The following is a 26790-nucleotide window of genomic DNA, read 5'->3' on the forward strand; positions in this document are numbered from 1 at the left end:
TGCTGCACCGCAACGGCGCTGACCGGTACGGCGGGCGTCGCGACCACCACGCCCAGTTTCGTCGGATTTCCACTCAGCGTTACGGGGGGAAGCATCGATCTGGTGCTCGACCTGACGGCGACTGCTTCGTACAGTCCGGCGTTCATCGCAAGCAGCGGCGGCACGATAGGACTGGCGCAAGCGAGGCTGCTTCAGGGCTTCAGCAACGGCAACGCGTACTTCAACATCCACTCGAGTTCGTTTTTGGGCGGCGAGATTCGCGGCTTCGTAACCACCGTACCCGAGCCGTCCACCGTGATCCTGTTGGCGAGTGGGTTGGTCGCTGTTGGCGGTATGGCGCGCCGACGCCGCGGCGTTCTTTCCGCACCACACGCATAAGGCCCGATCATCCCTCGTGGACGGTGCACACGTTTACGTCCACGAGTCCCCACGAAAGCGCCTCGGCACGTACCCGTCTCTTCAGTGATATCGGTGGCGACCGTGGCGTTTTTTTGGCCACGACACCCAAACGACAAGCTCCTACGGCAAATCGTCGCGTCTCGCACGCGACGCCGGTTTACTGCGAGAACGACGCTACTCCAGCAGCAGCAGCGTCTGCCCGCCTTCGTGCACAATACGCATAACCTGATCCCGACCATCGCCATGCGCGATCGTGTGCACCGATTCGCATCCGATTATGCGGTGACTGAGATGCTCGCCCAGCAGACCTGACGCACCGAACATCAGCGTCACGCTGCGATCGTGCTTGTCGTAGGTTGCACCAACCAGCGGCATCCCATGCCCCAGCGATTGCGCGCCAAAGTCATCGCGATCCATCTCGATGCTGCAGGCACGTCCCGCGTTGCGCGTGGTGAACGCATTGAGCTCCGCATCAAGCACGTCGATCGCATAGCTGTTCGTCTGTTGCTTCGCGTTGGCGTTGGCGCGCGCCGCGGCGATGGTACGGGCGCGTCCCGGTACGCACAACACCGAGCATGGCGCGGAACGCACCAGCTCCGTCGTCACGCTACCCAGTACCATGCGACGCAGGAAGCCATAACCATGGGTGGCCGCTACCACGAGGTCGGCGCTGTTCGCGTCGAGATACTCGATCAGCCGGTCTGATGGATTCCCGTGCAGCGACACCGTCTCCAACATGAAGCCGCGCGGCTCGAGGTGCTCCTTCAGCAGGGCGAACCCTTTCTCGGCTTCCTTGGTGTAGCCGTCCGCATACGCTTGAAGTGTCGCATCAGCGTCGCTGATGGCCGGACCCACGTGAACCAGCCGTACGGTGGCACCCGGCGCGATCATACTGACGGCGACCTGCGCGGCGTACAGACTGAACGCACTGAAGTCGGTGGCGATGACCACGTTCTTCGGCAGCGCATCCACACCGGGCTCGACGGCCAACACGGGCGTATCACCAAGCTGCAGCAGGCGGAGTATCGACTCCCCTCCAAACGCGCGCGCGAGTGCGGTGTGTCGACCGCGACCTACCACGATCACGCGCGCGTCGATACTCCGCGCCTCGTCAACGATCTCGTGCAGCGGCTCGCCTACGCGCACGCGCACCGTCCACGCTGGCGCAGATGGAGCGATCCGTTCCATCTGCCGCCCAATCATCGCCTCCCGTCCCTCCACCAGATACGGTTCGGCCAGCATCGGATACGGTAACGAATCAAATGCATACATCGGCATCGTGTTCGGACGCAGGGCGCTCACCACTTGCACCGGTGCGTTCGCCGACGCGGCAAGCAGGCTCGCCATGACGAACGCGGCATCGGAGGCCGGTGACGTGTCAGTGGCGACGAGAATGGGACCCGATGGGGTGACGGTCGGTTCGAAGCTGTTCAGAATTTCGGTGGCACGGCGAAGGTTCGGCGCGTTGGGACTCATTGCAACTCCGGACAGGAGGAGAGAAATCGACACGCAGCGTAACGCGTTTATGCGTTGACGTTCAGGTTGGGCACGTCATGGGCCGACACCAGCAGTTGGACCGTAATGTGATTCTCAACGCTGCGCACGCCGTCGAGAAAGCGCACCGCGCATTCCGCTGCAGCGCGTTCGTAGTAGAACGACGTGCGTCCGTTCAGCACCACCTTGCCGTCGTTCACACTCGCCACCACGCACTCCGTCGGCACATTGGGCGCATCGCGCATCGCGCGCGTACATCCCGCGAGCAATTCATGGTCCTCGCGCCGTACACGCCGTCGATCAGTGATGGTATCGATCTCCGCCTCGACCCCGTTGTCGAAGACCGTTCGCTTTGCCAGCTGTGGCGGTGACAGCGGCGGAAAGGCGTGTGCGTCGAGCGATTGCGTCATGGTGGTGGACATCGTGTACTCCGTCAGATCTTTGAAAGATGGAACTGCGGACGTGGAACGTCGGGTTGCGTCCTCGGCTCGTCTGTCAGCGAACTCCCGTTCGGCCGTCGGGCGAATGCTCCACAGCGCGCTGGCGACTACGGTGGCTCGCGGAGCAGCAAATCGTGTTCGATGGCTATGCGGACGTAGTCACTTCGATGATGCACGCCGAGCTTTTCGTGGATGCGATGGCGGTAGGTATCCACCGTTTTGACAGTGATGCCCAACTGTTCGGCAACCTCCGGTCCGCTGAAGCCGCGCGCAATGCGCTCGAGTACGGTTCGCTCGCGCGCACTCAACACATCAAGTGGCGAACGGCCCGGAGTGTCTATAGGCGGCACTGGCGCGCGCAGCCCGATGGCCAGCGCTTTCGCGGTCGTTGGCAGCACGTAGCTCATGCCGTCGGCCACCATCTCGATCGCTTCGATGAGATCTGTGACCGATGCACTCCACGGCAGATAGCCAAAGGCGCCGGCGCGAAATGCTTCCAGCACTTTCTCGGGACGTTGCTCGCCATTCAAGACGATGACATGCGGCCCAAGCGGCAGCGCCGCGATCGCCGTGATCTGTCGAATGACCACGGCGGAGTCCGGCTCGGCGGCGAGGAGTACTACCTGCGTTGCGCGATCGGTCGCGTAGTTGATGCAGTGCTCGAGTTCACACGAATCGCCGACCAAATGAATGCGTGGATCGCGAGCAAGCAGCGCAGTCAGCGCCTGCCGCATGAGCTGATTTCGATCGAGGACGGCTATACGGATCGGTTCGCCGGTAAACCGGGCCCCACGTCGTCGCGACGAATCACTCAACAGCGCTGCAGCGAGTGCGACCGGTGATTCCACAATAGCGACGCCTTCGGTCCGTGCTCGCGGCGAAACATTCAGTACTCGCGTTCGCATATCCTCCTCCTTTGTCCAAGTCTGTGTCGACTGGACCCGTAAGGGTATCGGGAGATCCCCCTTTCGGCTGTCGGGAAAAGCCTTTCATCGGAGATGTGATTGGTCGCACCACACGTACAGTGCCGATCGTGCCGACTGCCTCTTCGACGCTCCTGCGTCAGCTCTTCCCATCGTGGGAATTCCTCGACGTGGCTCGAATGCAGCCCACGCTCCAGCTTCGTCTACATCCGTCGAAGGGCGAGCTGGGCGCCTGGCGCGGCGTCGTGCATGCGTCGCCACGACGTTGGTGGAATCTGTTTTTCAATCCTGCGGGCACGCAGTCGCTGGCCGCTCAATCGCTGATCGAACGATGGTACGCCGAGCTCGTCGAGATGGGGAGCGACGCGCCCGCAAGCCGCGAGTCGCTCGGGCTGGTTATGGCATTGTCCAAAAGCGCGTTCGCTGAAGGCGCCTTGACCGAACGTGCGAATATCGAGGCAGACGCGTCCGAGGGCGATGGATGGCAGCTCCGGTTGGTCCTTGTCGATGATGAAGCAGGCACCACCGAGGTCGTGTACGAGAGTGAAAGTATCACACGAGTGCGCTCGCCGATGGCGCCGTGAGCGAACTCCCGGCACTGCTCAGCACCACGGTTGCGTGGATGTGCCGCCTGGCGGCGTTCGCAGCGGCGGTCAACGCGCTCGAGCTTCTGGGCCTCCGGAAGGCGCTATCGGAGCGCGGGATCTGGCGGGCCTCGTTGCTGAACTCATCGTGGGGCCGCTAATGCGTCCTACTCGGTGCTCGCGTATTCACCGGTGTGCTCTTGGCGCAGCTTGCGTGCTCCGTTGTTCTAACGGCGGAGCCTGGTACGGCACTCGGGTGCATCGCCGCGGCGGCGGTGGCGTTCACCTCGTGGCTGTCGGCGCTGCGATTTCGCGGCAATGTAAACGGCGGCAGTGATGCCATGCTGTTTACCGTGCTCGGCGGGCTGGCAGTCGCCCAGCTCCCCAACGTAGCGAGCTCAGTGCACGAGGCCGGCGTGCTCTACGTGGCCGCGCAGCTCACCCTGTCATACGTGCGAGCCGGGATCGTGAAAGCAAAAGAGCGCAGCTGGTGGACCGGACATGCCCTGTCGGCGTTTCTTGCGCTGCCGGCCTATGGCGTACCCGTTTGGGTGCCGCGGCGCGTTCCGAATAACCTCATACCGCTGCGCATCGTGTCGGCCGGCGTGATCGGATTCGAGTGTCTGGCGCCGGTTGCATGGCTCGATCCCATCGCGTGTCTGGTGCTCATGGTCGTGGCGCTTGCGTTCCACATCGCCACGGCTGCCCTCTTTGGACTGAACCGGTTCCTGCTCGCTTGGAGCGCGGCACTACCGTCGTTGTGGGACGGCGTGCACCGCGTCGGCTAGCACGGCGCCCTACGCACCGCGTGACGCGAGCCACTCCGTCCACAGCTTTTCGTTTACACCCACGCTCAGCTTGTTCTGCATACGCACCAGCGGCTGCTTCAGAATGAGCGGCTCATCGGCAAGAATACTGAGCCAGCGCTCCTCGCCGTACAGCGCCTGACGCAAGCCGAGATCGAGGAAACGCTTCGACGCGCGATCGATGACTGCGTCCACGCCGAATTTCTGCGTGAACCGCTTGAGCTCACCGATCGACGCCGGACGTTCAGCCAGGTCGCAGAAGTGCACCTTGACGCGACGTTCCTGAAAGAAGCGCTGCGCTTTACGTGTGTCGGCACTCTTTTTCGTACCGAAAATCTGGATCACGTCCGCCGTTGCCATCGTGTGAATTTCCGGGAGAAGCTGAATAGGGGTGGGAACGGCCACGATCGCTTCCGCGTCATCACATAGTTGCTTCCGCGGCCTCGCGCTTCGCATCGTCAAACGCCCCTTCGCTGCGCGATACCACCAGCGTGGCGACGCCGTTCCCGATCAGGTTCGTGATCGCCCGCGCTTCGGACATGAAACGGTCTACGCCAAGCAGCAGGGCGACCCCCTCCACCGGCACGGTGCGCGTGGCCGCTAACGTACTCGCCAGCACGATGAACCCCGATCCGGTCACGCCGGCGGCGCCTTTGCTGGTGAGCATGAGAATGCCGAGTAGCGTGAGCTGCTGCGTAATGCTGAGATCCACCTTGTACACCTGCGCGATGAAGATCGTCGCCATCGACAGATAGATACTCGTGCCGTCGAGATTGAACGAGTATCCGGTGGGAATCACCAGCCCGACCACGGGCTTCGCGCAGCCGTACTGTTCGAGTTTGATCAACATGCGCGGGAGCGCCGCTTCCGAGCTCGATGTACCGAGCACCAAGAGGATCTCCTCCTTGATGAAGCGCAGGAACTTCCAGATACGGAAGCCGTACGCGCGACAGATCAAACCGAGCACGACGAAGACGAACACGGCCATCGTGAGATAGACGTCGAGCATCAGCCGCGCGAGCGGCACGAGCGTCCTGAGTCCGAACGCACCAACCGTGTACGCCATCGCGCCGAACGCGCCGATCGGTGCGAGCACCATCACCATCGACACGATCTTGAAGAACACCGCCTGAAAGCGCACGAGCAAATCGGCGATGTCGCGGCCGGCGTCGCCCACCGCGGTGAGGGCGACGCCAAAGAGCACGGAGAAGAACACGACCGGCAGCAACTCACCGCTCGCGAACGCGGCGACGATGTTGCTAGGCACGATGTGCAGCATGAATTCAAGTGTGCTCTGCTGCGCGCCAGCCGTCGTGTACTTGCTCACGTCGCCGAGCTGCATGGTCGAGATATCCAGTCCCGCGCCGGGCTTCGTCACGTTCACGATGATCAGACCGATCGCCAACGCGAGCGTGGACACCAACTCGAAATACAGCAGCGCCTTCCCACCCACGCGTCCGAGCTTGCGCAGGTCCGCCATGCTCGCGATACCGTGAACGATCGTGAGGAAAATGATCGGCGTGATCACCATTTTCACGAGATTGATGAACGTATCGCCGAGGGGCTTGAGCGACTTGGCAGTATCCGGGGCGACGACGCCCAGCAAAATGCCGAGGGAGACCGCGACGAGCACCTGAAAAGTCAGGTTCCTGAGGAGGCGCGAGATCACGTGGAGGGGGTACAGGGGAAGGAACCATGCCGAACTCCCTACATATTGTCTCCATGTCCGCTACACCGCGCCCCTATCGGCCAGCTTGGTGGCTCCCAGATCCGCACAGCGCCACGCTGTGGGGACGGATCGGCCGGCGCGAGCCCTCGCTCGCGGTGCGGGTGGAACGCCGCGACACGCCCGATGGCGACTTTGTGGAAATCGCCCGGTTGGAGAGCGCCGAGGGCGCAGCGGCTCCGCGACTCCTGCTATTTCATGGGCTCGAGGGGGGCATGCACTCTCACTATGCCCGCGCGATGTTCCGCGAAGCCAGTCAGCGGAGATGGGCGGCCGATCTGCTCCTCTTCCGGACCTGCGGCACCGAGCCCAATCGGTTGCCCCGTAGCTATCACTCCGGCGAGACGACCGACCCGCTCTGGATTGTCGAGCAGATCTCCCGCGAATTTCCTGACGCGCCCCTCGGCCTGATGGGCGTGTCGCTGGGCGGCAATGTGCTGTGCAAGCTGCTCGGCGAATACGGCGACGTTCTGCCCGAACAAGTGGTCGCCGCCGTCGGCATGTCGGTCCCCTTCGATCTTGCCCGCGCCTCCCGGCATATCGGTCGGGGATTCGGCACCGTTTACGAAAAGTTCTTTCTCAAGTCGCTGATCCCGAAGGCGCTGACCAAGATCGACCGGCACCCCGAGCTGGCGTCGCTGCGTCGTGTCACGAGCGCCCGTACGCTCTGGGAGTTCGACGACGCCTTTACCGCGCCGCTGCACGGCTTTCGCGATGCCGCCGACTACTACGCCCGCGCCAGCTCACTGCCGTATCTGCCACGAATTCAGATTCCGACGCTGCTGTTGAACGCGGTCGACGACCCGTTTCTTCCGTCCGACGTGCTGGATGCGGTCCGACACGCCGTCCGCGAGAACGAGATGGTCGAGGTCGAATTTCCGGCGCGCGGCGGGCATGTGGGCTTCACTGCAGGTCGCCGCCCGTGGAATCCGTGGTACTACGGCGAGTGGCGGGCCGCCGAATTTCTCGCCGCCCGGATGCAGCGGTTCATTCGCGCCCCTCGCGAAGGGCCGTGAAGTCGACGGAGCGACCTCGTGCCATGGAACCGGAGCGTCGCGCGAGGCGCTCGCTTCACGGGAGCACCGACGACCGGTGCAAGCGATCGACGGCGACGCTGAGGTCATCTGATGCCAGGACGCTGGAGCTGGACCGACGCGGCGATTTTCATTGTATTCTTCGTAACGATCCGATTCGCGTTTATCTGGCTCGCGACGAAGGCGTTCGTGATGATGATCCCCGACGGCGACGCCTGCCCGATATGCGACAGCGAGACGCTGGCCGTCGAACGTGTGGGCTGGTGGCGCGTGCTGGGCGAGCGCTTCCGCCGCAGCTGGTGCATCGGATGCGGGTGGGAGGGGGTGCTCCGGCGCAGCGACGGGTGGCTCTCAGCCGAGCGCCACCGGCGCCTGCTCAATCAGACCGAGCCGTCCATGGCGAAGAGCCGCAGCCACTCGGGCCAGTTGCCGCTCAATTCGAAGAAGTCGTCGTAGTACACGAGCCCCGCCGCTTCGAGGCGATCGATCAGCTCACCGAGCGTGTCCTCGCCAACCAGCGGTCCGATGGCAATAAGCGATCCTTCAATCCGGAATTCATCGGGTGTCAGCCCCAGCGCTTCATCGACCTGGGCACGGGTCATCTCGACGCGTTCGAACGCCGACTTCAGGATGAGCAGGGTCGGCGCAGTGTTCGGGAGGATCAGCGGCATCGGCGTTCGTGGTCGGCAGGGAGAAGGATGCGACGTGAGAGGGATATAGCAGCGGGACCCGCCGCGAGGGAACTGGGATGTTTGTTGCTGATCCGCGTCGTGTCCGCGTCAATCCGCGGTCAGGCTGTTGAGTCGACATTTCGTCCGAGACGGTCCCACCCAGAACCCCGAAGCGCCTAGTTTAGAGCGTCATGACTGCGCCCTCGCCCTCCAGTTCCGATCGAGTCCACGCATTCGCCGCCGCGATGGAGGCAATGTTCGATGTCGTCGTCATCGGCGGGGGACACGCCGGCACCGAGGCGGCGGTCGCGGCGGCGCGATCAGGCGCCACGGTGGCGTTGATCACGGGTGCGCTCGAGCAGATCGGACAACTCTCGTGTAATCCGGCGATCGGCGGCATTGCCAAGGGCACGGTGGTGCGCGAGGTCGATGCGCTGGGCGGCATCATGGCACGGGCCACCGATCTGGCCTCGGTGCAGTTCCGGATGCTGAACCGCGGTAAAGGACCCGCTGTGTGGGCACCCCGCGCGCAATGTGATCGCGGACTGTATCGGCGCGCCGTACGTCAGCTGCTCGAGGCACAGCCCAACCTGATGACGATTCAGGGCATGGTGGCGCGGCTCCTGTTCGATGCGAGTGGTACCCGCATCTCCGGCGTGGAGACCATTGAAGGCCGTCGCTTCGGCACGCGCGCAGTGGTGCTCACCACCGGCACATTCGGACGCGGCAAAATGCACATCGGCACCGGCACGCAAATCAGCGGCGGTCGCGCCGGCGAAGCGTCGTCCGTGTTGCTCGGCGAACAGCTCGACGCCCTCGGCCTCACCACGGAGCGCTTCAAGACCGGCACGCCGCCGCGCATCGATGGACGGAGTGTGCGCACCGCCGATCTCGAATTGCAACACAGCGAGATCGAACAGTTCGATTATTCGTGGTCGCATTTCTGGACCACACCGCGCAGGCAGCTGGTAGACGGTGTTCGGCACGCTCGGCATCCGGCGCAGATGCCCTGCTGGCTCACGATGCTCGACGAATCTGGCACGTCAATCATTGCCGAGCATCTCGCCGAATCGGCGATGTACGGCGGGGCGATCGCCGCACGCGGTCCGCGCTACTGCCCGAGTGTCGAAGACAAGGTCGTGAAGTTTCCCGACAAGGCACAGCATCAGCTCTTTCTCGAGCCGGAAGGTCACGACACGAGTGAGTTGTACGTAAACGGCCTTTCCACCTCGTTGCCGGCGCCGGTGCAGCTCTCGGTGCTGCGAAGTGTGCGTGGTCTTGAAGACGTTCGCATGACGCGCGCCGGCTACGCGATCGAGTACGACTACTATCCGCCCACGCAGCTCGCGTCGACCCTCGCCTCGCGCGCCGTGCACGGTCTCTACTTCGCCGGACAGGTGAACGGTACCACTGGCTACGAGGAAGCAGCTGGTCAGGGAGTGATCGCCGGACTGAATGCAGCGCGCTGGGTTCAGGAACGCGAGCCGGTGATTCTCGGTCGCGAGACGAGTTACATCGGCGTGCTGATCGATGACCTGGTGACGCGCGGCGTCGACGAGCCGTACCGCCTGTTCACCTCGCGTAGCGAATTCCGACTTACGGTTCGTCAGGACAACGCGCTAGCGCGGTTAGGCGAGATTGCCGACGGTTTTGGTTTATTGGCGCCGGGCGAATTGGCAGAGATGTCGGTGCGACTTGGCGCCGTGCGTGCGGCGTATACGCTGGCCGAACGCACGAGCATGACGCCCACGGTGGCGGACCCGTTGTTGCTGGCGGTGGGGTCGGCGCCACTGATGCACGCGGTGCGCGCGATCGAGCTCACGCGCCGTCAGGACGTGTCGCTGCAAGCCCTCTTCGCCGCGGCCGGCGTGGGTGACATGCTCCCGGTGGACGCCGTGGTCGGCGCCGAATTGGAGATCAAGTACGAGCGCTACTTCGAGAAAGAGCGCAATCGCGCGAACCGGCTCAAGGCGCAGGGGTCGGTATCGCTGCACGAGTCATTGGACTATGCGGCGATGCTGACGCTCTCGATCGAAGCGCGCCAGAAGCTCACGCGTATCCGCCCGGCCACGCTGGCCCAGGCGGGTCAGATCCCGGGCATCAGCCCGGCAGATCTGCAGAACTTGCTGATGGAACTCCGTCGCAAACCGGCAGGCGACTAGGCGCGTGAGCGGGGGTTCGTCGCCCCCGTCCGCTGGGGCCAGTCCTCCCTCGCTCATTTTGGTCGTTGCAGTGCTTCGCGCCCTTCACGTCAATCAGCTCGCTGTCCGAGGGCGCCGCGCGAGCCGAAAGCCCCGCGGTGCACGCGAAGAAGTGCCGCTCGCCTGTGCAAGATTCTCGCAGCCGTTCGTCTCCGACGAGTAGGAGCCGGACCCCGCGTCTCAAGCCGTATCGTATCTCACGTGGCGGCAGTGAGTTACGATGACACTTGCAAGGTAGTGAGCGGTGAAAGTCGCAATTGTCGTTATGATGGTTTAATACTTCTTTGATAATGGCGTGAAATTTGCTCACGACTCATGCAACTGAAAGTACGGTTCGCCATCGAACGTTCCGGCAACACGATCAAAGAGTCCGCTTCGGGGTAATTGAGGTTATCGCAGATGCCTTTTTATAGATGAGGAGATGTACCATGACGAATCGTTTGTCCATCGAGGCCGTTCGCCCTCTAACTGCCGCAGCGCTCGTGTTTGGCGCGCTCGTCGCACCAGCGCTCGCTACGCGCGCCGCTGCGCAGATGTCGATGCCGCAGCCGCCGCCGCAAATCGTGGTCACCGGACGCGGTGAAGTGCTGGTCGCCCCTGATCGCGCGCAAGTGCAGGTCGGAATGGAAACCCAAGCAAAAACCGCCGCCATCGCCTCCCAGGAAAACAACAGAAAACAAACAGCGATCCTGGCCTCCATTCGCGCTCTCGGCGTTCCCGCCGCGCAAATTCAGACGCTCAATTACAGCGTGATGCCCATCCAGCGATACGATGAGAAGAGCCAGCGCGTCGTGATCGACGGCTACCGGGTCAGCAACATCGTGCAGGTTGAGACCGATAAGATCGAGCAAGCCGGTCCGATTATCGATGCCGCCCTTACCAACGGTGGCAATCGCGTAGCCGGGCTCGACTTTCTCGTGAAAGACCGGGCGAAGGCGCAGGAGACCGCGCTCACCAAGGCCGTCGAGAGCGCCCGCCGTCAGGCGGAGGTCGCGGCCAAGGCCGCAGGCGGACAAGTGGCTGAACTGCTTGAACTCAACATCAACGAGTACGAGCGACCGCAGCCGCGGGCCGTCATGGCTATGGCGAAGATGGAGACGGCTGACGCGTCGGCTCCCACGCCGGTCAGTGAGGGCATGACCACCATCGCCGTTAGCGTGACCACGCGCTGGCGGTTCACGAAGTAGCGAGTCCACTCGCGTCTTTGCAGCCGGACGAAGAAGAGGGGGAGACCTGACTGTCAGGACTCCCCCTCTTCTTTATCACGTTCATGGTGATGCGAGGTCGATCTTCGAAACCGTTCCACGTGAAACGGCGTGATCTCGCGCCTCGTAGCGTCCGGTCGTGGCTCAGCTCTGTGCTGATCCCATTTTTTCGCACAGTTTCTGTGTGAAATGAGACTTCTGAGTTTCACGTGAAACGCTCCAGCGAAATACGCCAGGCGCGAAACTCCAAAAGCGTGAGAAATCCTGCCCAAAACGCCCGGATTGGTCTGCTCTCACGATAGTCTCAGACTCGTGCGGCGCCTATACTACCGCTCCCATCGCCCCCCCTCGCAGACGACTCTTGGCACGCATCCTCGCTATAGCCAATCAGAAAGGTGGAGTCGGTAAGACCACCACCGCGGTCAACCTTGCCGCCTCCCTCGCCGTCGCTGAACAGCGCACGCTGCTCATCGATGCGGATCCGCAGGGAAATGCCACGAGTGGTTGCGGAATCTCCCGCGACGACTTCACCATGGACTGCTACGACGTCCTGATGGGCGGTGCCTCCGTCGACCAGGCCCTCATCCGCAACGTCCAGTTCAGGCACCTCGACGTCCTCCCCACCACGCCAGAACTCTCCGGCGCGGAAGTCGAACTGGTCGATGCCGAAAACCGCGGCTCCCGTATGCGAGACGCGCTCGCACCCATTCGCGATCGCTACGACTTCGTCTTGATCGATTGCCCTCCGTCTCTCGGGCTAATCACGCTGAACATGCTGGTGGCCGCCGACGCCATCCTCATTCCCCTCCAGTGCGAGTACTACGCGCTCGAGGGACTCTCGCAGTTGCTTGGTACCGTGCAGCGTGTACAAGACTCGCTCAACCCGGCGCTCGAAGTCGATAGCGTCCTGCTTACCATGTACGACGCCCGGCTCAATCTCTCAAGACAAGTCGCCGCCGACGCTCGCGGACACTTCGGCGACAAGGTCTTCACCACCGTCATCCCCCGTAACATCCGCTTGGCCGAAGCCCCCAGCTTCGGAAAGCCCATCATCGTGTATGACGTGTCCTCCGTTGGCGCCCAAGCCTACATGGCCGTCGCCCGAGAGCTCATCGATCGCACGACCGCCGCGTCGAAGTCGGGCGATGGCACGTAACATTACTTGCAGCAAGAACTTACGTAGCATTTTATGACGCCTGAACCCCCTCGCCGCCTCGGACGCGGACTCGACGCTCTCCTCGCGCGTCGTGACCTCTCGAACGACTCGCCGAAAGCCGCCGCTGCCGGGACCAGCCCGTCCGCCTCAACACGTGCGGACGCTCCTACTGAGATCGCCCGCGAAGAATCGCCGCTGCGCTCCCTCAAGCTCTCGCAAATCCGTGCCAATCCCTATCAGCCACGGCAGGAATTCCGGCCCGAGGAACTGGCGGATCTTGAAGCAAGTTTACGCGTGAACGGATTACTCCAACCGATCACCGTGCGTCCGGCCCCCAACGGCACCGGCTACGAATTGATCGCCGGCGAACGACGCTTCCGCGCTGCCACCCGACTTGGCTGGACGGAGATTCCCGCACTTGTGAAGCCGGTCGACGACAAAACGCTGCTCGTCCTGGCGATGATCGAAAACCTCCAGCGCGCCGACCTCGACCCGATCGAAGAGGCCGACGGCTACCAACGGCTCGCTGACGAATTTCAGCTCAGTAACCAAGAAGTCGCCGACGTCATCGGAAAAGATCGCTCCACTGTCGCCAACGCGCTCCGACTCCGTCAGCTCCCCGCCTCCGTGCGCCGGATGCTCCAAGAGAAGCAGCTCACCGCCGGACACGCTCGCGCCCTCCTCCCCCTCGCTACCGAACGGGGCATCGTCGACATGGCCCGCGATATCGTCGAAGGCGGGCTTTCTGTGCGCGAAGTCGAACGACGCGTTCAAGCCGGACGGCCCAAGCCGCCAGCCGCCGGGAAGAAACAGGCCGACGCCAACGCCGCTGTCCCCGCCGGCGCCTCGGCCGCCACCTTGCGACAGATCGAAGAACGCCTCAGACGGAAACTCCAGACAGGCGTGTCTATTCAGCTGTCAGCCAAAGACAAAGGCGAAGTCCGTATCGCGTTCTTCTCCAACGACGATCTCGAGCGACTCCTCGACCTCTTCGGCGTTTCTCTAGATTCGTAGTAAAGAAGCATTTTTAGCATCACTACAGCGCCACTATAGGATTATCAAGGCGCCCAAACATCCGAAAGGATTCTAACATGCTCATAGATCGCTTCGCTCGCGTCGCCGTCGGTGCTTTGATGATCCTGCTCGTCGCCTGCGGTGGAGAAAAGGCCGGTCGCAACGCGGATTCCGCGGGCGCCAGAAAAATGCGGGTGGCGCTGCTGACCCCAGGACCGATCTCGGACAAGTCATGGAACGGGATCGCCCATGAAGGGCTGCTCGCCATTCGCGATTCTTTGGGTGCGGAGACCTCGCATATCCAGACCAAAACGCCGGCCGAGTTCGACGAAAACTTCCGGCAGTATGGCGCGCAGGGTTACGACCTTGTGATCGGCAACGGCTTTGAGTATCAGGAGGCCGCTACCCGGGTTGCGCCCAACTATCCCAAAACCAATTACGCCATCACCTCGGGCCGAGTGACGGCGCCGAACGTGGCCGGCCTCGCCTTCGCGTTCGAAGAAGCGTCGTATCAGGCGGGCATGATCGCCGGCGCGATGACCAAGACGAATAAGATCGGACTCATCGGTGGAACTGAGCTGCCGCCGGTGAAGACGAGCTTTCTGGCCTTCGAGCGCGGCGCCAAGTCGGTCAATCCCAGCGTCAGCATCATCACTGCGTACATCGGGAACTGGGAGGACGTGAGCGCCGGCAAGGAACAGGCGCTCGCCCAGATCGCCCAGGGTGTCGATATCATTCTGCAGAACGCCGATGCCGCTGGGCTTGGCGTGTTTCAGGCCGCTCGAGAGAAAAGGATTCTCGCTTTCGGCACCAACGCCGATCAGAACAGCGTCGCTCCCGACGTGATTATTGCCAGCGTCGTTATCGATTTGCCGAAGGCGTTTCTGATGGTCGCGCGCGAAGTGCAGGCGGGCACCTTCAAGGGACGCGTGATCAATCTTGGCGTAAAGGACGACGTGGTGCGTCTGGTCGTGAATCCAACCATGCGGGATCGCGTACCCGCGACGGCGATCGCCGCCAGCGATTCTGTCGGCGCGATGCTCAGAGCCGGGACATTCACCGGACTCGCCGATCTGCTGCAGGGAACGGACGACGCGAAGCCACTGCCGACAGTACGGCCGAAGCCGAAGCCGCTGCCGAAGCCGCTGCCGCTGCCGCTGCCGGTGGCGAAGTAAGTCGTGTCGACACCATCGACAGATCGCATTCTCGCCTCGGCCAGCGGGAACGGCGGCAGCGAGCCGTCGGTGCCGCTGCGGGACATCGTGTCGGCGCTTGACGCCGAACTGCGCACCAAGGAGATCCCCGATTATCCGGGCGCGGTGAACGGCCTGCAGGTGGCGAACTCCGGCGCGGTACATCGGGTGGCGGTGGCCGTCGATGCCTCGCGGGCGGCGATCACCGAAGCGGTGATCTCCGGCGCCGACCTGCTGATCGTGCATCATGGTCTGTTCTGGAGTGGAGTGCAGCCGCTGGTCGGGGTGCAATACGAGAAGTATCGCTCGATGCTCGCCAGCGGTCTGGCCGTGTATTCGTCGCATCTGCCATTGGATCTGCACGTCCAGCATGGCAACAACGCGCGGTTGGCGCAGGCGCTCGGGCTCACACCGGATGGTGGCTTCGCGCGTTTCAAGTCGGTCGACATCGGGCTGACAGGAACCGCCGACGACGCCACCGACGAACTGGTGAATCGCGTTGAAGCCTTTTCGGCCCGCTATGGCGGTAGCGTCCGCACCTCAATTCCGGCGCGGGGCCGACGCACGCGTCGATGGGCGATCTGCACCGGTGGCGGTGCGTCGTCGGAGTCGCTACGTGAAGCGCGGGATCGCGGCGTCGACACGTTGATCGTGGGTGAGGGGCCGCACCACACGACCGTCGATGCGATGGAGCACGACCTCTGCGTAGTGTACGCCGGGCACTACGCCACAGAGACGCTTGGCGTGCAAGCGCTCGGTGCCTTTCTCCAAGCGCGCTTCGGGCTCCCCTGGACATTCCTGCATCTCCCAACGGGATCGTGACAACGGCGCCGACGGGAGCAGTGCTGCTCTCGCTCGACGGGATCACGCACGCGTTTGGTCGCGTGCGCGCGCTGGAAAGCGCGTCGCTGCAGGTCCGTACCGGCAGCGTGCATGCACTGCTGGGCGAGAATGGTGCGGGCAAGACGACCCTGATGCGCGTGGTGTTCGGATTACTGCGCGCACAGCAAGGCGTGATGCGGTGGCACGGCGCGGCGATCACCGTGCGATCACCGTCGGAAGCACTCGCCCTCGGCATCGGGATGGTGCACCAGCATTTCACGCTGGTGCCCACGATGACCGTGGCGGAGAACATCGCACTCGGCGGACGTGGTGCGTTCGATCCGCAGCGCGCAGCCGATCGCGTGCGCGACGTCGCCGGTAACGCGGGACTGGTGCTCGATCCTCACGCTCGTGTGCAGGAGCTGCCCGTGGGCGCGCAGCAGCGATGCGAAATCGTGAAGGCACTCGCGCGCGACGTGACGTTACTCATTCTCGATGAACCCACGGCGGTGCTGGCCCCCGCCGAAGCGGTCGAGATACTGCGCTGGATGCGCGGATACGCCGACGCCGGCAACGCGGTCGTGCTGATTACGCACAAGCTACGCGACGCGCTCGCGGTCGCTGATGACATCACCGTGCTACACCGTGGACGAACCGTGCTCACCACCGCGGCACGCGACACGGATCAGGCGAGCGTGGCCGCGGCCATGCTTGGCGGTGCCCGTGCGCCCTCCGCGAACGACGTGGTGAACGACGTGGTGAACGACGTGGTGAACGATCCATCCGGTGCGGCATCGGGGCCGCCAGTGCTCGCGCTCCACGCTGTCACGGTGCGCGATGCCAGCGGTGTGGATCGCGTGCGGTCGGCCACGCTGCAGGTGCGCGCGGGTGAGATCGTCGGCATCGGCGCCGTGGAAGGGGCGGGACAGCATGAACTGCTGCGCGTGCTGTCGGGACGTCTGACGCCGACATCCGGCACCTGCACCATTCCCGGGAGTGTCGGGTTCGTTCCCGAGGATCGGCATCGCGATGCACTGTTACTTGACGCGCCGCTGTTCGAAAACACGGCGCTCCAAGGAGCTGGTGCGCGCCGTGGTGTAGTTGACTGGAACGGCTTCCGCGCTCGCACGTCGGCCTTGCTACAGCGATTCGATGTGCGCGCCTCGGGCACCGACGTGCACGCGAGAACACTCTCCGGCGGCAACCAGCAAAAGCTCGTGCTGGGCCGTGAACTCGAGGCCGCACGCGCGGCGCTGGTGGTCGAGAATCCGTCGCGCGGACTCGACTTCGTGGCCACCGACGCGGTGCATCAAGCGCTCCGCGCGGCACGCGATGCTGGGATGGCGGTGGTAGTTTACAGCAGTGACCTCGATGAAGTGATGCTGTTGGCCGATCGTGTCTTCGCGATGCACGACGGCACCCTCGTGGAGAGTGTGAAGCACCGCGACGTACTTGGACGCGCCATGCTGAACGGTGACGGCGGTGCGGCGTTGGAAGCCGACGCATGATGACACGGCGCGCCTTCGCCGCCACGACGGTACGAGTCCTCGCGTTGCTCGCCATAGCGATCGCCATGCTGGCCGTCCTGTTGATCGCCACCGGACACGACGTCGTTCCCGCCTTATCGGCGATGGTACGCGGGGCGTTGGGGTCGTACTACGCGATCACCTCGGCCACGATTGTTCGCATGGTCCCATTGGCGCTGGCGGGACTCGCCGTGTCAGTAGCGTTCCGCGCGGGCATTCTCAACATCGGCGCCGAAGGACAGCTGCTGGTCGGTGCAGCGGCGGCCACGGCAATCAGTGGTACACTCGTGGGCGGGCCGTGGTTTATCGGTATTCCCGTGATGTTGGTGGCCGGCGCGATGGCGGGTGGTGCGTGGGCCGCGATCGCGGGAGCGTTACGATTGCGATTCGGCGTGCTGGAGGTAATCAGCACGATCATGCTGAATTTTCTCGCGCAGTATCTCACGGGATGGCTGGTTCGCGGTCCGCTGCAGGAACCGACTCGGGTGAATCCGCAGTCGGCGACACTCGTGCCCGAGCTCCAGATGCCGGTGTTACTCGACGGCACACGTCTGCACGCTGGTGTGCTGTTGGTGGTGATGGTCGCGATCGCGGTCTGGTGGTGGCTGCGCAGCACGGCGAGTGGATTCCGCTTGCGAGCGGTGGGGGCGACGCCAACGGCCGCGGCAAGTGCTGGTGGTATCGATGTGCCGCGCACGATGTTCGGCGCATTTCTCGTGAGTGGCGTGCTCGCGGGGTTGGCGGGATCGGTGGAGTACACGGGCATCACGTACGCGCTGTACGAGAACTTTTCACCGGGCTACGGATACACGGCGATCGCGGTTGCGTTGTTGGCACGACTGCATCCGCTGGGCGTGCTAGCCACGGCGCTGCTGTTCGGCGCGCTCGAAGCCGGCGCCAACGCGATGCAGCGCGATGCCGGCGTACCAAGTGTGGTCGTCTCAGTCGTGGAGGCGCTGCTGATTCTGCTGGTCTTGGCCGCCGACCGCTGGCGTCCATCACGCGCGGACGAGACGGGGACATGATACAGGACATGACCGTCGGTGTGGGCGCCCTGGCCGTTGGTGCGGGCCTACTGGAGGCCACGGTGCGCACCGCCACGCCGCTGGCATATGCGGCACTGGGCGAGAGTGTGAGCGAGCGGGCCGGCGTAATCAACATCGGGCTCGAGGGCTCGATCATTGCGGGGGCACTCAGTGCAACGATTGCCGCCGGGGCGATTGGCGTGGGTGGTGGATTCGCCGCCGGGGCCGGGGCGGGGCTCTTGGTGTCGGCGCTGTTTGCGCTCTTTGCGGTGGGGCTGCGCGCCGACCAGATCATCACCGGCACGGCGATCACCCTCTTTGCGCTTGGCCTCACGGGTACGGTCTATCGAACGGTGTACGGCTCCGGCGGCGTAGCGCTCACCACGCCCACCGCGGCCACCCATGCGCTGCCGTTCCTCTCGTCGCTGCCCGTGATCGGTCACGCCTTCTTTGCCCAGCCACTTGCGACGTACGCGCTGTACCTGATCGCGCCCGTGCTGGCGTGGTGGATGCAGCGAACCCATGCAGGGCTGGCGCTGCGGGCGGTTGGTGAATATCCCGAAGCAGCCATCGCGGCGGGTATTTCTCCACGGCGGACTCAGCTGATGGCCGTACTCTTTGCCGGTGCCATGGCCGGTCTGGCCGGTGCCACGTTGGTGCTGGCGCAGGCGGGGACCTTCGTGGAAGGGATGTCAGCCGGACGCGGCTTTATCGCTATTGCCATCGTGGTGTTGGGACGGTGGCGCCCGCTTGGGGTGGCGGCGGCCGCCCTGTTGTTCGGTGCGGCGACGTCACTCCAGACGCTCTTTCAATCGATGGGCTGGACAGGAATTCCGTACCAGCTGTTCCTCGCGGTGCCCTACCTGCTCACCCTCATGGTGCTGGCGGTCACCGGAACACGCGCGACTCGGCGCGTGGTATGAAGTGTGCCATTCCCTAGCGGTACACATTCGACAAGGGGACACGCATGACGACCCAACGAACCGGCCGCGTGAATACGCGCCTGCTGTTGCTTGCGATTATGGCCAGCTCGACCGTGAGCGGTTGCGCTAGCCTGAATAAGAAGGAAACGGGTGCCGTGATCGGTGCAACGGCCGGTGGCGTGGCGGGCGGGGTGATCGGCCGCAACAACGGCTCCACGGCCAAGGGCGCAATTCTTGGCGCGGCGGTAGGCGGTGCGATCGGCGCGGTGATCGGCCACCAGATGGACCAGCAGGCCAAGAAGATCGAGCAACAGGTTGCCGGCGCCAGCGTGGAACGTGTGGGTGAAGGCATTCAGGTCACGTTCGCAAGCGGTCTCCTGTTCGACTTCGACAGCGACAAGATCCGCAGTGAAGCGGCCAGTAATCTGCGGAGCCTCGCCCAGAGCCTCACGGAGTATCCGAAGTCTGATCTGCTGATCGTGGGTCACACCGACTCGGTCGGCGAAGACCGCTACAATCAGTCGCTCTCCGAACGTCGCGCCCGCGCGACCGCCGACTACCTCGTATCACAGGGAATCGCGCGCGATCGCCTTCGTACGTCGGGTCGCGGCGAGATGGAGCCCATCGCCAACGCCGTCGACGAAAAGAATCGACGCGTGGAAGTCGCGATCTACGCCAGCGACGCGTACAAGGCCGAGCTCAAGAAAGGGTCGAACTAAACAGTCAGCACGACGGCAACATCAGCAAAAGGCACTAGCTGGAACAGGGCAAGGACGGATCGTCGGACACGCACCGGATAACAGAAGCCGCGCAGCTTCGCTTATCCGGTGCGTGTCCGTTCATCCGTGAACTCCGTGTTCCGGCTGTTGTCGTTGCGGTACTAAAACCGATAGATCGCCGCGATCCCGGTGATCGACGGCATGCGGTCACGCGGCACCATCACGACGTCACCACCCATACGCAGCACGATCTCGGCGAGATCGTCGAGAATGTCGTCCACATGCGGATCATCCAGCTCACCGTGAGATACCTGCGCGGTGGTACGGTCCACGCGACCTGGCACCACGCGATCTTCGTCGACCAGTAGCGCGCGCACCCGTCCACCAAGGGCGGCCATGGCGACGTCGGAGAGCGATTCCGATGCGAGCCCACGCGGAAGAGCGGCGCCGTATTCATCCATGTAGCCCTGGAGCCGTGCTGTGTAGCGCGGCTCCACAATCTCCCACGCTTTCTGACGCAGTTCCTCGGGTGAGAACGCGTCTGGATTGCCGGCGATCGCATCGGGCAGCAGCAACGCATTGTGGCTCACACCGCGAAAGACCGCGTGATGTTCAGGCAGCGCGGCCAGTACCATTGGCATCCCCGAGTGCTTCGCATGATGCTCGACAATTGCCCGGTCCACCACACGGAAGAATCGCTCGGTATCCTTGTCGATTTCATCTTTGCGCGAACCAGAGCCTGCGTGCATGGCGATGTGTGCACCCCCATGGCCCAGCTGACCGACAGAGTTCAAGGCCGTGTGCGCATCGGTCACTTCGTCACCCAACGCGTCGGTCAGCGTGCGCGGAACGCTCGCGTGCAACACGATCTCATCGACCGCGTCGCGGTTCCCCTGAAAGAGTCGCACATGATCACGCGTGATTGCGAGCAGCTGAAATCGATCGGCCGACTGCATGACACGCAGCAGTGGTTTGATGTGAAACGAGTCGGCAACGACAGCACGCTCCGGTACCGCGCGCTGGAGCTTGTAGACCTTGTAAAAGTCGGCGTGCAAAAACACGGCGAGCCCATCGAGTGCATGCGACCAGAACCGATCGCTTTCCGCCAGCTCGTGCAACGGTGCGGTGAATGCTGTCAGCTGGTCGGGGCTCATTTCATTGGCCAACGAGGATTCGGCGTGCCGCAGCAGATTACGGAAACGTACGACATCCTGCTGCGACTCGGGAAAGCGTCGGCCCGTGGGAAGGTAGATGGACACGCACGGACCGGTCCGATCCAGAAGCAGCTCCGGGAAGTGCTCAACGGTTGGCGTCGTCATCGTCATAGTGGCATCCCGTGGTCGACGGCAGGACGTTCGTAGGGATCGATGCCTTTGGGCGGACGCAGCTTCGCCAGTCGCTTGTCGAGCACGCGCACGAGCTTGTCGCGAGCTCCGTGGAACGCCGCTGAGAGCGTGGCCGCCGCGTTGGTCACGGCCATCGGGTCCTGTCCGGACACGCGCGCCTCGAGGGTGCACTCCTTGTCGGACGAACCGGACTTCCCGGCGTTCGTATCACGGAAGTGGACTTCGATCCGGGTGATCTGGCTCGAAAAGCGGGCCAACGTGCGCAGGAGGTCCGTTTCGACCTCACGCATCGCCTCGTCCCGGCCATCCACATGATTGTCCGTGTTCAGCTGAATGAGCATGTCCTCTCGCTGTCAGGGGGAAACCATTGAGGAGTGCACGCCGCGTGCCGAACCAGCGGCTCGGCCACGTCGGGCGTACACTGACTAGCAAAGGTTTGCGTTATACCCCGAAGTCCCCCAGGAAGCTCCAGCATATGCCCACTTTCCATACGGCTGCGCTGTGCCGCCATTGGCCGGTGCATCGCGCCGACGCTGCTCCGTGCACAGCGCCGCAATCTGGTCACTGATGAGGCCGCTGTCATGGCTCGTGCGAAAACCGTGCATGTAGTCGTGCTCTCCATCGACAGCCGCGTGGACATCGCGCCGAGGAATTGCACCACGACCGCACCGACCTCGACGTGGAAGCCTGAGGCTCAAGAATCACGGTGTATCGCCCCGGCTCGCGCACGATGAACTTCGGCGACAGGCGTGCGTTCTGTACTGCGGTCTCCGCAACACGATGCGTATCGATCGGCGCCCAATCGGCGTGATCGGCGGCGGCCCACCCCGATCCGGTTCCGTCGATCGGGCGCGCCGTGAGTGTGTCGTTCACGTTCGTACTGCGATGATACGCGAACATGCCGGTGCTGTTGCCGATCGCCAGCGCGCCGGCCGTGATCGCCGACGACGATTCGAAGTACGAACTCACCGGTGCGTATGGCTGCGCCCCCAACTGCGCCATCGCCTCCGGGTCGTCCGGGGCCAGTCTCGCCAGTCGAGCCAGTCGTTCACTCTGCTTCGTCGCACGCTTGATCGCCTCATCCGAGAGATCGTTGGTGGTGACCACCGCGTGCTTGGGACCGAACGCTCGCTGAGTGCCAGGCTGCGCATCGGTGGTCGTACCGGCGGTGGACACTTGGTTGTCGGCGAAGCGGATGTTGCCTTCGCTGTAGGTATTCACCTGCCCGTCGACGGCATCGACCTTCGACATCTTCACCGCCTTCTCGACAATGGCCTGGGCCTGCTCGCGCGTGAGCATCGCGTCGTTTGCACTTCCGCGTTCACGCATCAGGCCTTCCTCCCGGTGTTGATCACCTTGACGTTCTTGAAGCGCGCCGGCGGCGATCCATGGCTCACCGCGTTCACCTGAGGCGGCTGTCCCTTGCCGTCAACGACGCTGTCGCGGAGGACATCGTTCGCCTTGCCGCCGATCATGTCCATCGAGTTCCAGACGTCCGGTGTGCGGATCTGATACGCCACCTCCCTCAGCACGCCTACGATCATACCGCCCATGATCTCGTGGAACGACTGGCCGCCGAATTGCGCGTTGTACCGCTGCTGATCGATCGAGAAACTGCCGTCGCCCTGAATGAGAATGCCGCGATCGGTGGCCGCCACGATATCGTTCATCGACTGCTTCTGCTCACCCGGCAGCCACGACAGATTCGGCATGCGCTGGAACTGCACGTTGTCCCAACCCTGCGCATACGAGCAGCCGTGCGAGCGCACCGGCCGACCGTTCGTGCCGGACCACCAGCGCAGCCACGGCGCTTGTTCTCGCGTGGTCTGATCGTCGTTGAATATCGCGTTCTTCACGATCAGGAATTCATCGGGCTTCACGCCGTCATCGTCCCACCCAATCGTGGAAAGACCACCCTTCTGCGTGCGGTCGCCCTGCCTGTGCATGATGTTCGGACCGTAGTTGATCCTGCCCAACATCATCTCCGGCGGCGCCACGAAACTGGTACCGGCGCAGTTCGCCTGGTAGCCCATCGCGCGATCGCGCTCCGTGGGATGTCCGATGCTCTCGTGAATCGTGAGCCACAGATTCGCCGGGTCGAGCACGAGGTCGTAGCGCCCCACATCCGCCGGCTTCGCGGTGAGCTTGGCCGCTGCTTCCACGCCCCACTTCGGTGCGTTGCCCACCAGATCAGACGCCAACACATACCCCCAGCCACGAGCCATGGGCTGCATCATGTTGGAACGATTCTGGAAGTCTGAGAAGTCGGCCGCTACCGCCGTAATCTGCATCGTGAGCCACGAACGCACCGTGTCCTGCTGCGTGCACGAGCCATCGGTGTTCGCGTAGTTGCGCTCGTTCTTGACGAAGCAGAAGCCGCTGAACACGTACTTCACATTCTTCAGTCTTCATCGCGGCGGCGTTGGCCTTGAGCAGTAGGTCGGGCTTCTGCTCCACCGAACTATCGTACGGGTCCTGCACATACGCACCCTTCCACGTCCCATCCAACGCCGCGCCATCGTTGGTAGGCACCCGCGTGTCGGCAAATCCCCAAGTACCATCGACCAGCGCGCGGATCCGGCGCCGGCGAGGCGCCCAGCAATCGGGGGATGGCAGCCAGCGAGCTGCCGGCAAGCAACAACGCGCCCAAGGCGGCGCCTCCCTGCTTCACGAAGTCACGACGAGACGTCATGACGACGAGGTATGGAATCGAGAGTCGGGAGTCGGCGTATGGACGCGCTCCATACCCCGTACTCCCGACTCCATACTCTGCAGTTATCCAAGCAGCAGCTGCAGCTCGTCCCGCCCAACCCCCGCCAACCCGCCCTTGTCTTCGCTGAGGATCGCGTCAGCCAACGCCCGCTTGCTGGCCTGCAGCTCGAGGATCTTTGACTCGATCGTGTCCCGCGCAACCACGCGCGTCGCGATCACTTGACTCGTCTGTCCGATGCGGTGGGCCCGGTCGATTGCCTGCGCCTCCACCGCCGGATTCCACCACGGATCGAGCAGGTACACGTACTCGGCAGCCGTCAGATTGAGCCCGTGTCCGCCGGCCTTGAGGCTGATGAGAAACAACGGCGGTCCATCGGCCGACTGGAACCGGTCCACACGCGCCTGTCGATCACGCGTGCGTCCGTCGAGATACTCGTACGGTACTCCGAGCGCATCGAGGCGCGCCCGCAGCAGCGACAGGAAACTCGTGAACTGCGAGAACACCAGCACCTTGTTGCCCTCGGCGGCGATCTCCTGCAACGCTGGCACGACCGCGTCGAGTTTGGCCGACGGCAGCGAGGCCTTGGTCGGATCGACCAGCGCTGGATGACAAGCTGCCTGACGCAACCGCAGCAGCGCTTCGAGAATGTGCATGCGCGACTTGCCAATACCGTCCCGCTCCACACGATCGAGGAGGCTGGTGGCATACTGACTCCGCAGCTGCTCGTAGAACGCGCGTTGCTTGGGTTCCAGCTCCACTTCAATCGTCTGCTCGATACGCGCCGGCAGTTCCTTCGCGACCATCGACTTGGTACGACGCAACACTACCGGACGCAAGGCACGCGACAACAGCTCCTGCGCCGACACGCCGGTGCCGGCCGGCATGCCCGGGCGCAGCGCCGCCAGCGTGCGAGTCGCCGAACTGAACGTCGTCGCCGCCCCCAACATGCCGGGATTGAGGAACTCGAACAGACTCCAGAGTTCCTCGATACGATTCTCGATCGGCGTACCGCTCAACGCAAGACGATGATCCGCTTGCAGCAACCGACAGGCCTTCGCCGTGGCCGTACCAGCGTTCTTGATCGCCTGCGCTTCATCGAGAATCACGTAGTCGAATCGACGCGAGCCAAGTCGCGCGATATCGCGACGCAACGTGCCGTACGTGGTGATCGCCAGATGCGCATCGACGGTGTCCAGATCCTCGACCGACCGCTCCGCATGACTGAGATCGTGCACTTTGAGCTGCGGCGTGAAGCGCGACGCCTCACGCACCCAGTTGAACACGAGCGAGCGAGGAACCACCAACAGCGACCTACCAGCGCCTGCTTCGCGACGCGCTTCGAGCATGGCGAGCACCTGAATCGTCTTGCCCAAACCCATGTCGTCGGCCAGGCAGCCACCCAAGGCGAAGCGACGCAGAAAGCCGAACCACGACAACCCTTCTTCCTGATAGCCGCGCAGCGTGCCCACGAAGCCACGGGGCACAGGGATCGCATTGATCCCCTGAAACTTCTTCAATTCCGCGCGGCCCGACGCGAGGGTTTCGTCGACGTCGACATCGGGCAACGCCGCCAGCAGCACGTCGAGCAACGCGAGCTGCGACGACCGAAAACGGATTCCGTCGCCTCGACGCACGCCGATCGCCAGCAGGGCCCGCAATTCGTCGAGTGATTCTTCGGGGAGAAACCCCACCACGCCGTTGCCGAACTCGATCAGCTCGTTGCCTTCATCCATCGCCGTGAGCAACTGCGACAGCGTGAGCTCGTGGTCGCCGTAACGCAGCGTGCCGGTGAGATCGAACCAGTCGATCCCGGAACTCACACGCACCTGCAACGGACTCGGGGCCACGAACGTGGCCCCGTCGGACTCGATCAGCCATCCATCGCGAACGAGCGTTGAAATGAGTCGCGGCAACGTGTGCGGCTGTACCACGAGCGACATACGGCTTTCGGCGTACGAATACATCTCCTGCGCGCCAAGCGCCCGCAGCCGTGTCATCGCGTTCCGCTCGGCCGCCGCGCGACGACGATACAACGTGCGCGTCTTCCGATCGAAGCAGGTGGACGCCGTCGACGCGGCGTCCACGAATTCCGAACCGTAGCGGAAGCGTAGCGTGAGCCACGATGGCGACGTGCGCCAAGAGCCCGCCCCACTGGTGACGCGCACCATCGGAACCGGTGCGACGTCGCTCTCGATGTGCATCTCACCGGCCGGCAACGAGAGTCGCGGCATGTTGGGTAGCGCATGGTACTCCGCCAAAAACGCCGACGGATCATCGCCCAATTCGAACTCGCCCGCCGTCCACAACTTCTGGACCAGCGGCCACACCTGATCGCTGTCCAGACGCATCAGCGATTCGCCGAAAAGTACGAGTCCCGACTCATGAATCCAGTTCGCGTCGCTGAGCGGGCGCACGGTGTCGTCGCGCAGCAGCTCGCCTTCCAACTGGTACTGGTCGGGCGTTGGCCGATCGAGACGCATGGCGACCTGCCATGGCGTGCCGTCGTCCCATGAAATCATGCGCGAGTCGAGCGACGGGCGATTACTGCGCAATCGCGCGCGGCCCGTGTCGCAGATCATGCGCAACGTGGTGCGATAGGCACGCGGACGCACGATGAATCCACCCGTTGGCATCGTGGCGATGCCCTGCGCGTCGGAACTGCCCAGCAGCATTTCGGCGATCTGACGATCGACCGGCTCGGGGGCATTGCACCACGCGTCGATGGAGTACTGAAAGTGCTTCGGTACTTCCCACACGCTGTCGCGATCACGGCGCTGCGTTGTGATCTCCACTCGCACGCCACGGTGCTGTGCGCTCTCGGTGAGATGCACGAGATACACGATACGCCGATGGGCGGGGAGTGATGTGGC

The 26790-nt window shown here is 63.5% G+C and carries 27 protein-coding genes; 15 read left to right on the forward strand and 12 right to left on the reverse strand.

What is annotated here, in order from left to right:
* A partial coding sequence (locus tag ACLL97_RS02580) for a CHRD domain-containing protein (protein ID WP_411278913.1) occupies nt 1–378 on the forward strand: 378 nt, incomplete at its 5' end.
* 195 nt (nt 379–573) lie between these two features.
* Here the strand turns inward: ACLL97_RS02580 and ACLL97_RS02585 are convergent.
* The 3 genes from ACLL97_RS02585 to ACLL97_RS02595 all read right to left on the reverse strand — a co-directional run bounded on the left by ACLL97_RS02585 (nt 574) and on the right by ACLL97_RS02595 (nt 3181).
* A complete protein-coding gene (locus ACLL97_RS02585; protein ID WP_411278914.1) occupies nt 574–1875 on the reverse strand; it encodes a universal stress protein in 1302 nt (433 codons plus the stop codon).
* Between the two features lie 47 nt (nt 1876–1922).
* A complete protein-coding gene (locus ACLL97_RS02590; protein ID WP_411278915.1) occupies nt 1923–2315 on the reverse strand; it encodes a BON domain-containing protein in 393 nt (130 codons plus the stop codon).
* A gap of 125 nt (nt 2316–2440) precedes the next feature.
* Nucleotides 2441–3181: a LuxR C-terminal-related transcriptional regulator gene (locus ACLL97_RS02595; RefSeq protein ID WP_411278916.1), complete on the reverse strand. Its 741-nt coding sequence runs from the start codon at nt 3179–3181 to the stop codon at nt 2441–2443.
* A gap of 185 nt (nt 3182–3366) precedes the next feature.
* On the opposite strand from ACLL97_RS02595, the gene ACLL97_RS02600 reads away from it, so the two are divergent.
* From ACLL97_RS02600 to ACLL97_RS02610, 3 genes are read left to right on the forward strand one after another with little or no spacing between them, the layout of a single operon-like run.
* Nucleotides 3367–3840: a hypothetical protein gene (locus ACLL97_RS02600; RefSeq protein ID WP_411278917.1), complete on the forward strand. Its 474-nt coding sequence runs from the start codon at nt 3367–3369 to the stop codon at nt 3838–3840.
* Nucleotides 3837–4001 (forward strand): hypothetical protein, encoded by a 165-nt coding sequence (locus ACLL97_RS02605; RefSeq protein WP_411278918.1) that lies wholly within the window; start codon nt 3837–3839, stop codon nt 3999–4001. The genes ACLL97_RS02600 and ACLL97_RS02605 overlap by 4 nt, the downstream gene beginning before the upstream one ends.
* 39 nt (nt 4002–4040) lie before the next feature.
* The gene (locus ACLL97_RS02610) at nt 4041–4628 is read left to right on the forward strand and encodes a hypothetical protein (protein WP_411278919.1); all 588 of its coding nucleotides are present in this window, start codon (nt 4041–4043) and stop codon (nt 4626–4628) included.
* Nucleotides 4629–4637: 9 nt separating this feature from the next.
* Here ACLL97_RS02610 and ACLL97_RS02615 read toward each other — a convergent pair whose 3' ends face one another.
* Both ACLL97_RS02615 and ACLL97_RS02620 read right to left on the reverse strand, forming a co-directional pair.
* Nucleotides 4638–5006: an arsenate reductase family protein gene (locus ACLL97_RS02615; protein WP_411278920.1), complete on the reverse strand. Its 369-nt coding sequence runs from the start codon at nt 5004–5006 to the stop codon at nt 4638–4640.
* Between the two features lie 61 nt (nt 5007–5067).
* Nucleotides 5068–6312 carry a dicarboxylate/amino acid:cation symporter gene (locus ACLL97_RS02620; protein ID WP_411278938.1) on the reverse strand — a complete coding sequence of 415 codons (1245 nt, stop codon included), beginning with the start codon at nt 6310–6312 and terminating at the stop codon, nt 5068–5070.
* 56 nt (nt 6313–6368) lie between these two features.
* Between ACLL97_RS02620 and ACLL97_RS02625 the strand changes: the two genes are divergently transcribed.
* Nucleotides 6369–7388 carry a YheT family hydrolase gene (locus tag ACLL97_RS02625; RefSeq protein WP_411278921.1) on the forward strand — a complete coding sequence of 340 codons (1020 nt, stop codon included), beginning with the start codon at nt 6369–6371 and terminating at the stop codon, nt 7386–7388.
* Between the two features lie 398 nt (nt 7389–7786).
* Here the strand turns inward: ACLL97_RS02625 and ACLL97_RS02630 are convergent, their stop codons facing one another.
* Entirely contained in the window at nt 7787–8077 is a 291-nt protein-coding gene (locus ACLL97_RS02630) for a hypothetical protein (RefSeq protein ID WP_411278922.1), read from the reverse strand.
* Nucleotides 8078–8322: 245 nt separating this feature from the next.
* Here ACLL97_RS02630 and mnmG point away from each other — a divergent pair, with 245 nt between their 5' ends.
* The 10 genes from mnmG (at nt 8323) to ACLL97_RS02680 (ending at nt 19861) form a co-directional block, all read left to right on the forward strand.
* Nucleotides 8323–10239, forward strand: coding sequence for a tRNA uridine-5-carboxymethylaminomethyl(34) synthesis enzyme MnmG (gene mnmG / locus ACLL97_RS02635; protein ID WP_411278939.1), 1917 nt, complete (start codon nt 8323–8325; stop codon nt 10237–10239).
* A 467-nt stretch (nt 10240–10706) separates the two neighbouring features.
* Nucleotides 10707–11465 carry an SIMPL domain-containing protein gene (locus tag ACLL97_RS02640; protein WP_411278923.1) on the forward strand — a complete coding sequence of 253 codons (759 nt, stop codon included), beginning with the start codon at nt 10707–10709 and terminating at the stop codon, nt 11463–11465.
* Nucleotides 11466–11844: 379 nt separating this feature from the next.
* The gene (locus tag ACLL97_RS02645) at nt 11845–12639 is read left to right on the forward strand and encodes a ParA family protein (protein ID WP_411278924.1); all 795 of its coding nucleotides are present in this window, start codon (nt 11845–11847) and stop codon (nt 12637–12639) included.
* Nucleotides 12640–12672: 33 nt separating this feature from the next.
* Nucleotides 12673–13653: a ParB/RepB/Spo0J family partition protein gene (locus ACLL97_RS02650; protein ID WP_411278925.1), complete on the forward strand. Its 981-nt coding sequence runs from the start codon at nt 12673–12675 to the stop codon at nt 13651–13653.
* Nucleotides 13654–13772: 119 nt separating this feature from the next.
* Entirely contained in the window at nt 13773–14828 is a 1056-nt protein-coding gene (locus ACLL97_RS02655) for a BMP family protein (RefSeq protein ID WP_411278926.1), read from the forward strand.
* 3 nt (nt 14829–14831) lie between these two features.
* Nucleotides 14832–15668, forward strand: coding sequence for a Nif3-like dinuclear metal center hexameric protein (locus ACLL97_RS02660; protein WP_411278927.1), 837 nt, complete (start codon nt 14832–14834; stop codon nt 15666–15668).
* The gene (locus ACLL97_RS02665) at nt 15665–17176 is read left to right on the forward strand and encodes an ABC transporter ATP-binding protein (protein ID WP_411278928.1); all 1512 of its coding nucleotides are present in this window, start codon (nt 15665–15667) and stop codon (nt 17174–17176) included. Before ACLL97_RS02660 ends, ACLL97_RS02665 begins: the two co-directional genes overlap by 4 nt.
* Entirely contained in the window at nt 17173–18219 is a 1047-nt protein-coding gene (locus ACLL97_RS02670; protein ID WP_411278929.1) for an ABC transporter permease, read from the forward strand. The genes ACLL97_RS02665 and ACLL97_RS02670 overlap by 4 nt, the downstream gene beginning before the upstream one ends.
* Complete coding sequence (locus tag ACLL97_RS02675) at nt 18216–19142, forward strand: ABC transporter permease (protein ID WP_411278930.1); 927 nt, start codon at nt 18216–18218, stop codon at nt 19140–19142. The genes ACLL97_RS02670 and ACLL97_RS02675 overlap by 4 nt, the downstream gene beginning before the upstream one ends.
* A 44-nt stretch (nt 19143–19186) precedes the next feature.
* On the forward strand, nt 19187–19861 hold the full coding sequence (locus ACLL97_RS02680; protein ID WP_411278931.1) for an OmpA family protein: 675 nt from the start codon (nt 19187–19189) through the stop codon (nt 19859–19861).
* Nucleotides 19862–20022: 161 nt separating this feature from the next.
* Here the strand turns inward: ACLL97_RS02680 and ACLL97_RS02685 are convergent, their stop codons facing one another.
* The 6 genes from ACLL97_RS02685 to ACLL97_RS02710 all read right to left on the reverse strand — a co-directional run.
* Nucleotides 20023–21186, reverse strand: a complete 1164-nt coding sequence (locus tag ACLL97_RS02685) for a hypothetical protein (protein ID WP_411278932.1) — start codon at nt 21184–21186, stop codon at nt 20023–20025.
* Complete coding sequence (locus tag ACLL97_RS02690) at nt 21183–21548, reverse strand: HPF/RaiA family ribosome-associated protein (RefSeq protein ID WP_411278933.1); 366 nt, start codon at nt 21546–21548, stop codon at nt 21183–21185. Before ACLL97_RS02690 ends, ACLL97_RS02685 begins: the two co-directional genes overlap by 4 nt.
* A 238-nt stretch (nt 21549–21786) precedes the next feature.
* Nucleotides 21787–22536 carry a hypothetical protein gene (locus ACLL97_RS02695; protein ID WP_411278934.1) on the reverse strand — a complete coding sequence of 250 codons (750 nt, stop codon included), beginning with the start codon at nt 22534–22536 and terminating at the stop codon, nt 21787–21789.
* Nucleotides 22536–23603: a TldD/PmbA family protein gene (locus ACLL97_RS02700; RefSeq protein ID WP_411278935.1), complete on the reverse strand. Its 1068-nt coding sequence runs from the start codon at nt 23601–23603 to the stop codon at nt 22536–22538. The genes ACLL97_RS02695 and ACLL97_RS02700 overlap by 1 nt, the downstream gene beginning before the upstream one ends.
* Before the next feature lie 65 nt (nt 23604–23668).
* Nucleotides 23669–23899, reverse strand: a complete 231-nt coding sequence (locus ACLL97_RS02705; RefSeq protein WP_411278936.1) for a twin-arginine translocation signal domain-containing protein — start codon at nt 23897–23899, stop codon at nt 23669–23671.
* Between the two features lie 83 nt (nt 23900–23982).
* Nucleotides 23983–26790, reverse strand: a 2808-nt coding sequence (locus ACLL97_RS02710) for a DEAD/DEAH box helicase (protein WP_411278937.1), incomplete at its 5' end; no start/stop codon positions are given.

The sequence above is a fragment of the Gemmatimonas sp. genome (genome assembly GCF_046594945.1).
In the GTDB taxonomy this organism is placed as follows: Bacteria; Gemmatimonadota; Gemmatimonadetes; order Gemmatimonadales; family Gemmatimonadaceae; genus Gemmatimonas.

Coding starts and splice junctions, on each gene's coding strand:
- ACLL97_RS02585 (WP_411278914.1), bottom strand. CDS start 1,875: ATGAGTCCCAACGCGCCGAACCTTCGCCGTGCCACCGAAATTCTGAAC.
- ACLL97_RS02590 (WP_411278915.1), bottom strand. CDS start 2,315: ATGTCCACCACCATGACGCAATCGCTCGACGCACACGCCTTTCCGCCG.
- ACLL97_RS02615 (WP_411278920.1), bottom strand. CDS start 5,006: ATGGCAACGGCGGACGTGATCCAGATTTTCGGTACGAAAAAGAGTGCC.
- ACLL97_RS02625 (WP_411278921.1), top strand. CDS start 6,369: ATGTCCGCTACACCGCGCCCCTATCGGCCAGCTTGGTGGCTCCCAGAT.
- ACLL97_RS02630 (WP_411278922.1), bottom strand. CDS start 8,077: ATGCCGCTGATCCTCCCGAACACTGCGCCGACCCTGCTCATCCTGAAG.
- mnmG (WP_411278939.1), top strand. CDS start 8,323: ATGGAGGCAATGTTCGATGTCGTCGTCATCGGCGGGGGACACGCCGGC.
- ACLL97_RS02640 (WP_411278923.1), top strand. CDS start 10,707: ATGACGAATCGTTTGTCCATCGAGGCCGTTCGCCCTCTAACTGCCGCA.
- ACLL97_RS02650 (WP_411278925.1), top strand. CDS start 12,673: ATGACGCCTGAACCCCCTCGCCGCCTCGGACGCGGACTCGACGCTCTC.
- ACLL97_RS02655 (WP_411278926.1), top strand. CDS start 13,773: ATGATCCTGCTCGTCGCCTGCGGTGGAGAAAAGGCCGGTCGCAACGCG.
- ACLL97_RS02670 (WP_411278929.1), top strand. CDS start 17,173: ATGATGACACGGCGCGCCTTCGCCGCCACGACGGTACGAGTCCTCGCG.
- ACLL97_RS02675 (WP_411278930.1), top strand. CDS start 18,216: ATGATACAGGACATGACCGTCGGTGTGGGCGCCCTGGCCGTTGGTGCG.
- ACLL97_RS02680 (WP_411278931.1), top strand. CDS start 19,187: ATGACGACCCAACGAACCGGCCGCGTGAATACGCGCCTGCTGTTGCTT.
- ACLL97_RS02685 (WP_411278932.1), bottom strand. CDS start 21,186: ATGACGATGACGACGCCAACCGTTGAGCACTTCCCGGAGCTGCTTCTG.
- ACLL97_RS02690 (WP_411278933.1), bottom strand. CDS start 21,548: ATGCTCATTCAGCTGAACACGGACAATCATGTGGATGGCCGGGACGAG.
- ACLL97_RS02695 (WP_411278934.1), bottom strand. CDS start 22,536: ATGCGTGAACGCGGAAGTGCAAACGACGCGATGCTCACGCGCGAGCAG.
- ACLL97_RS02705 (WP_411278936.1), bottom strand. CDS start 23,899: ATGACGTCTCGTCGTGACTTCGTGAAGCAGGGAGGCGCCGCCTTGGGC.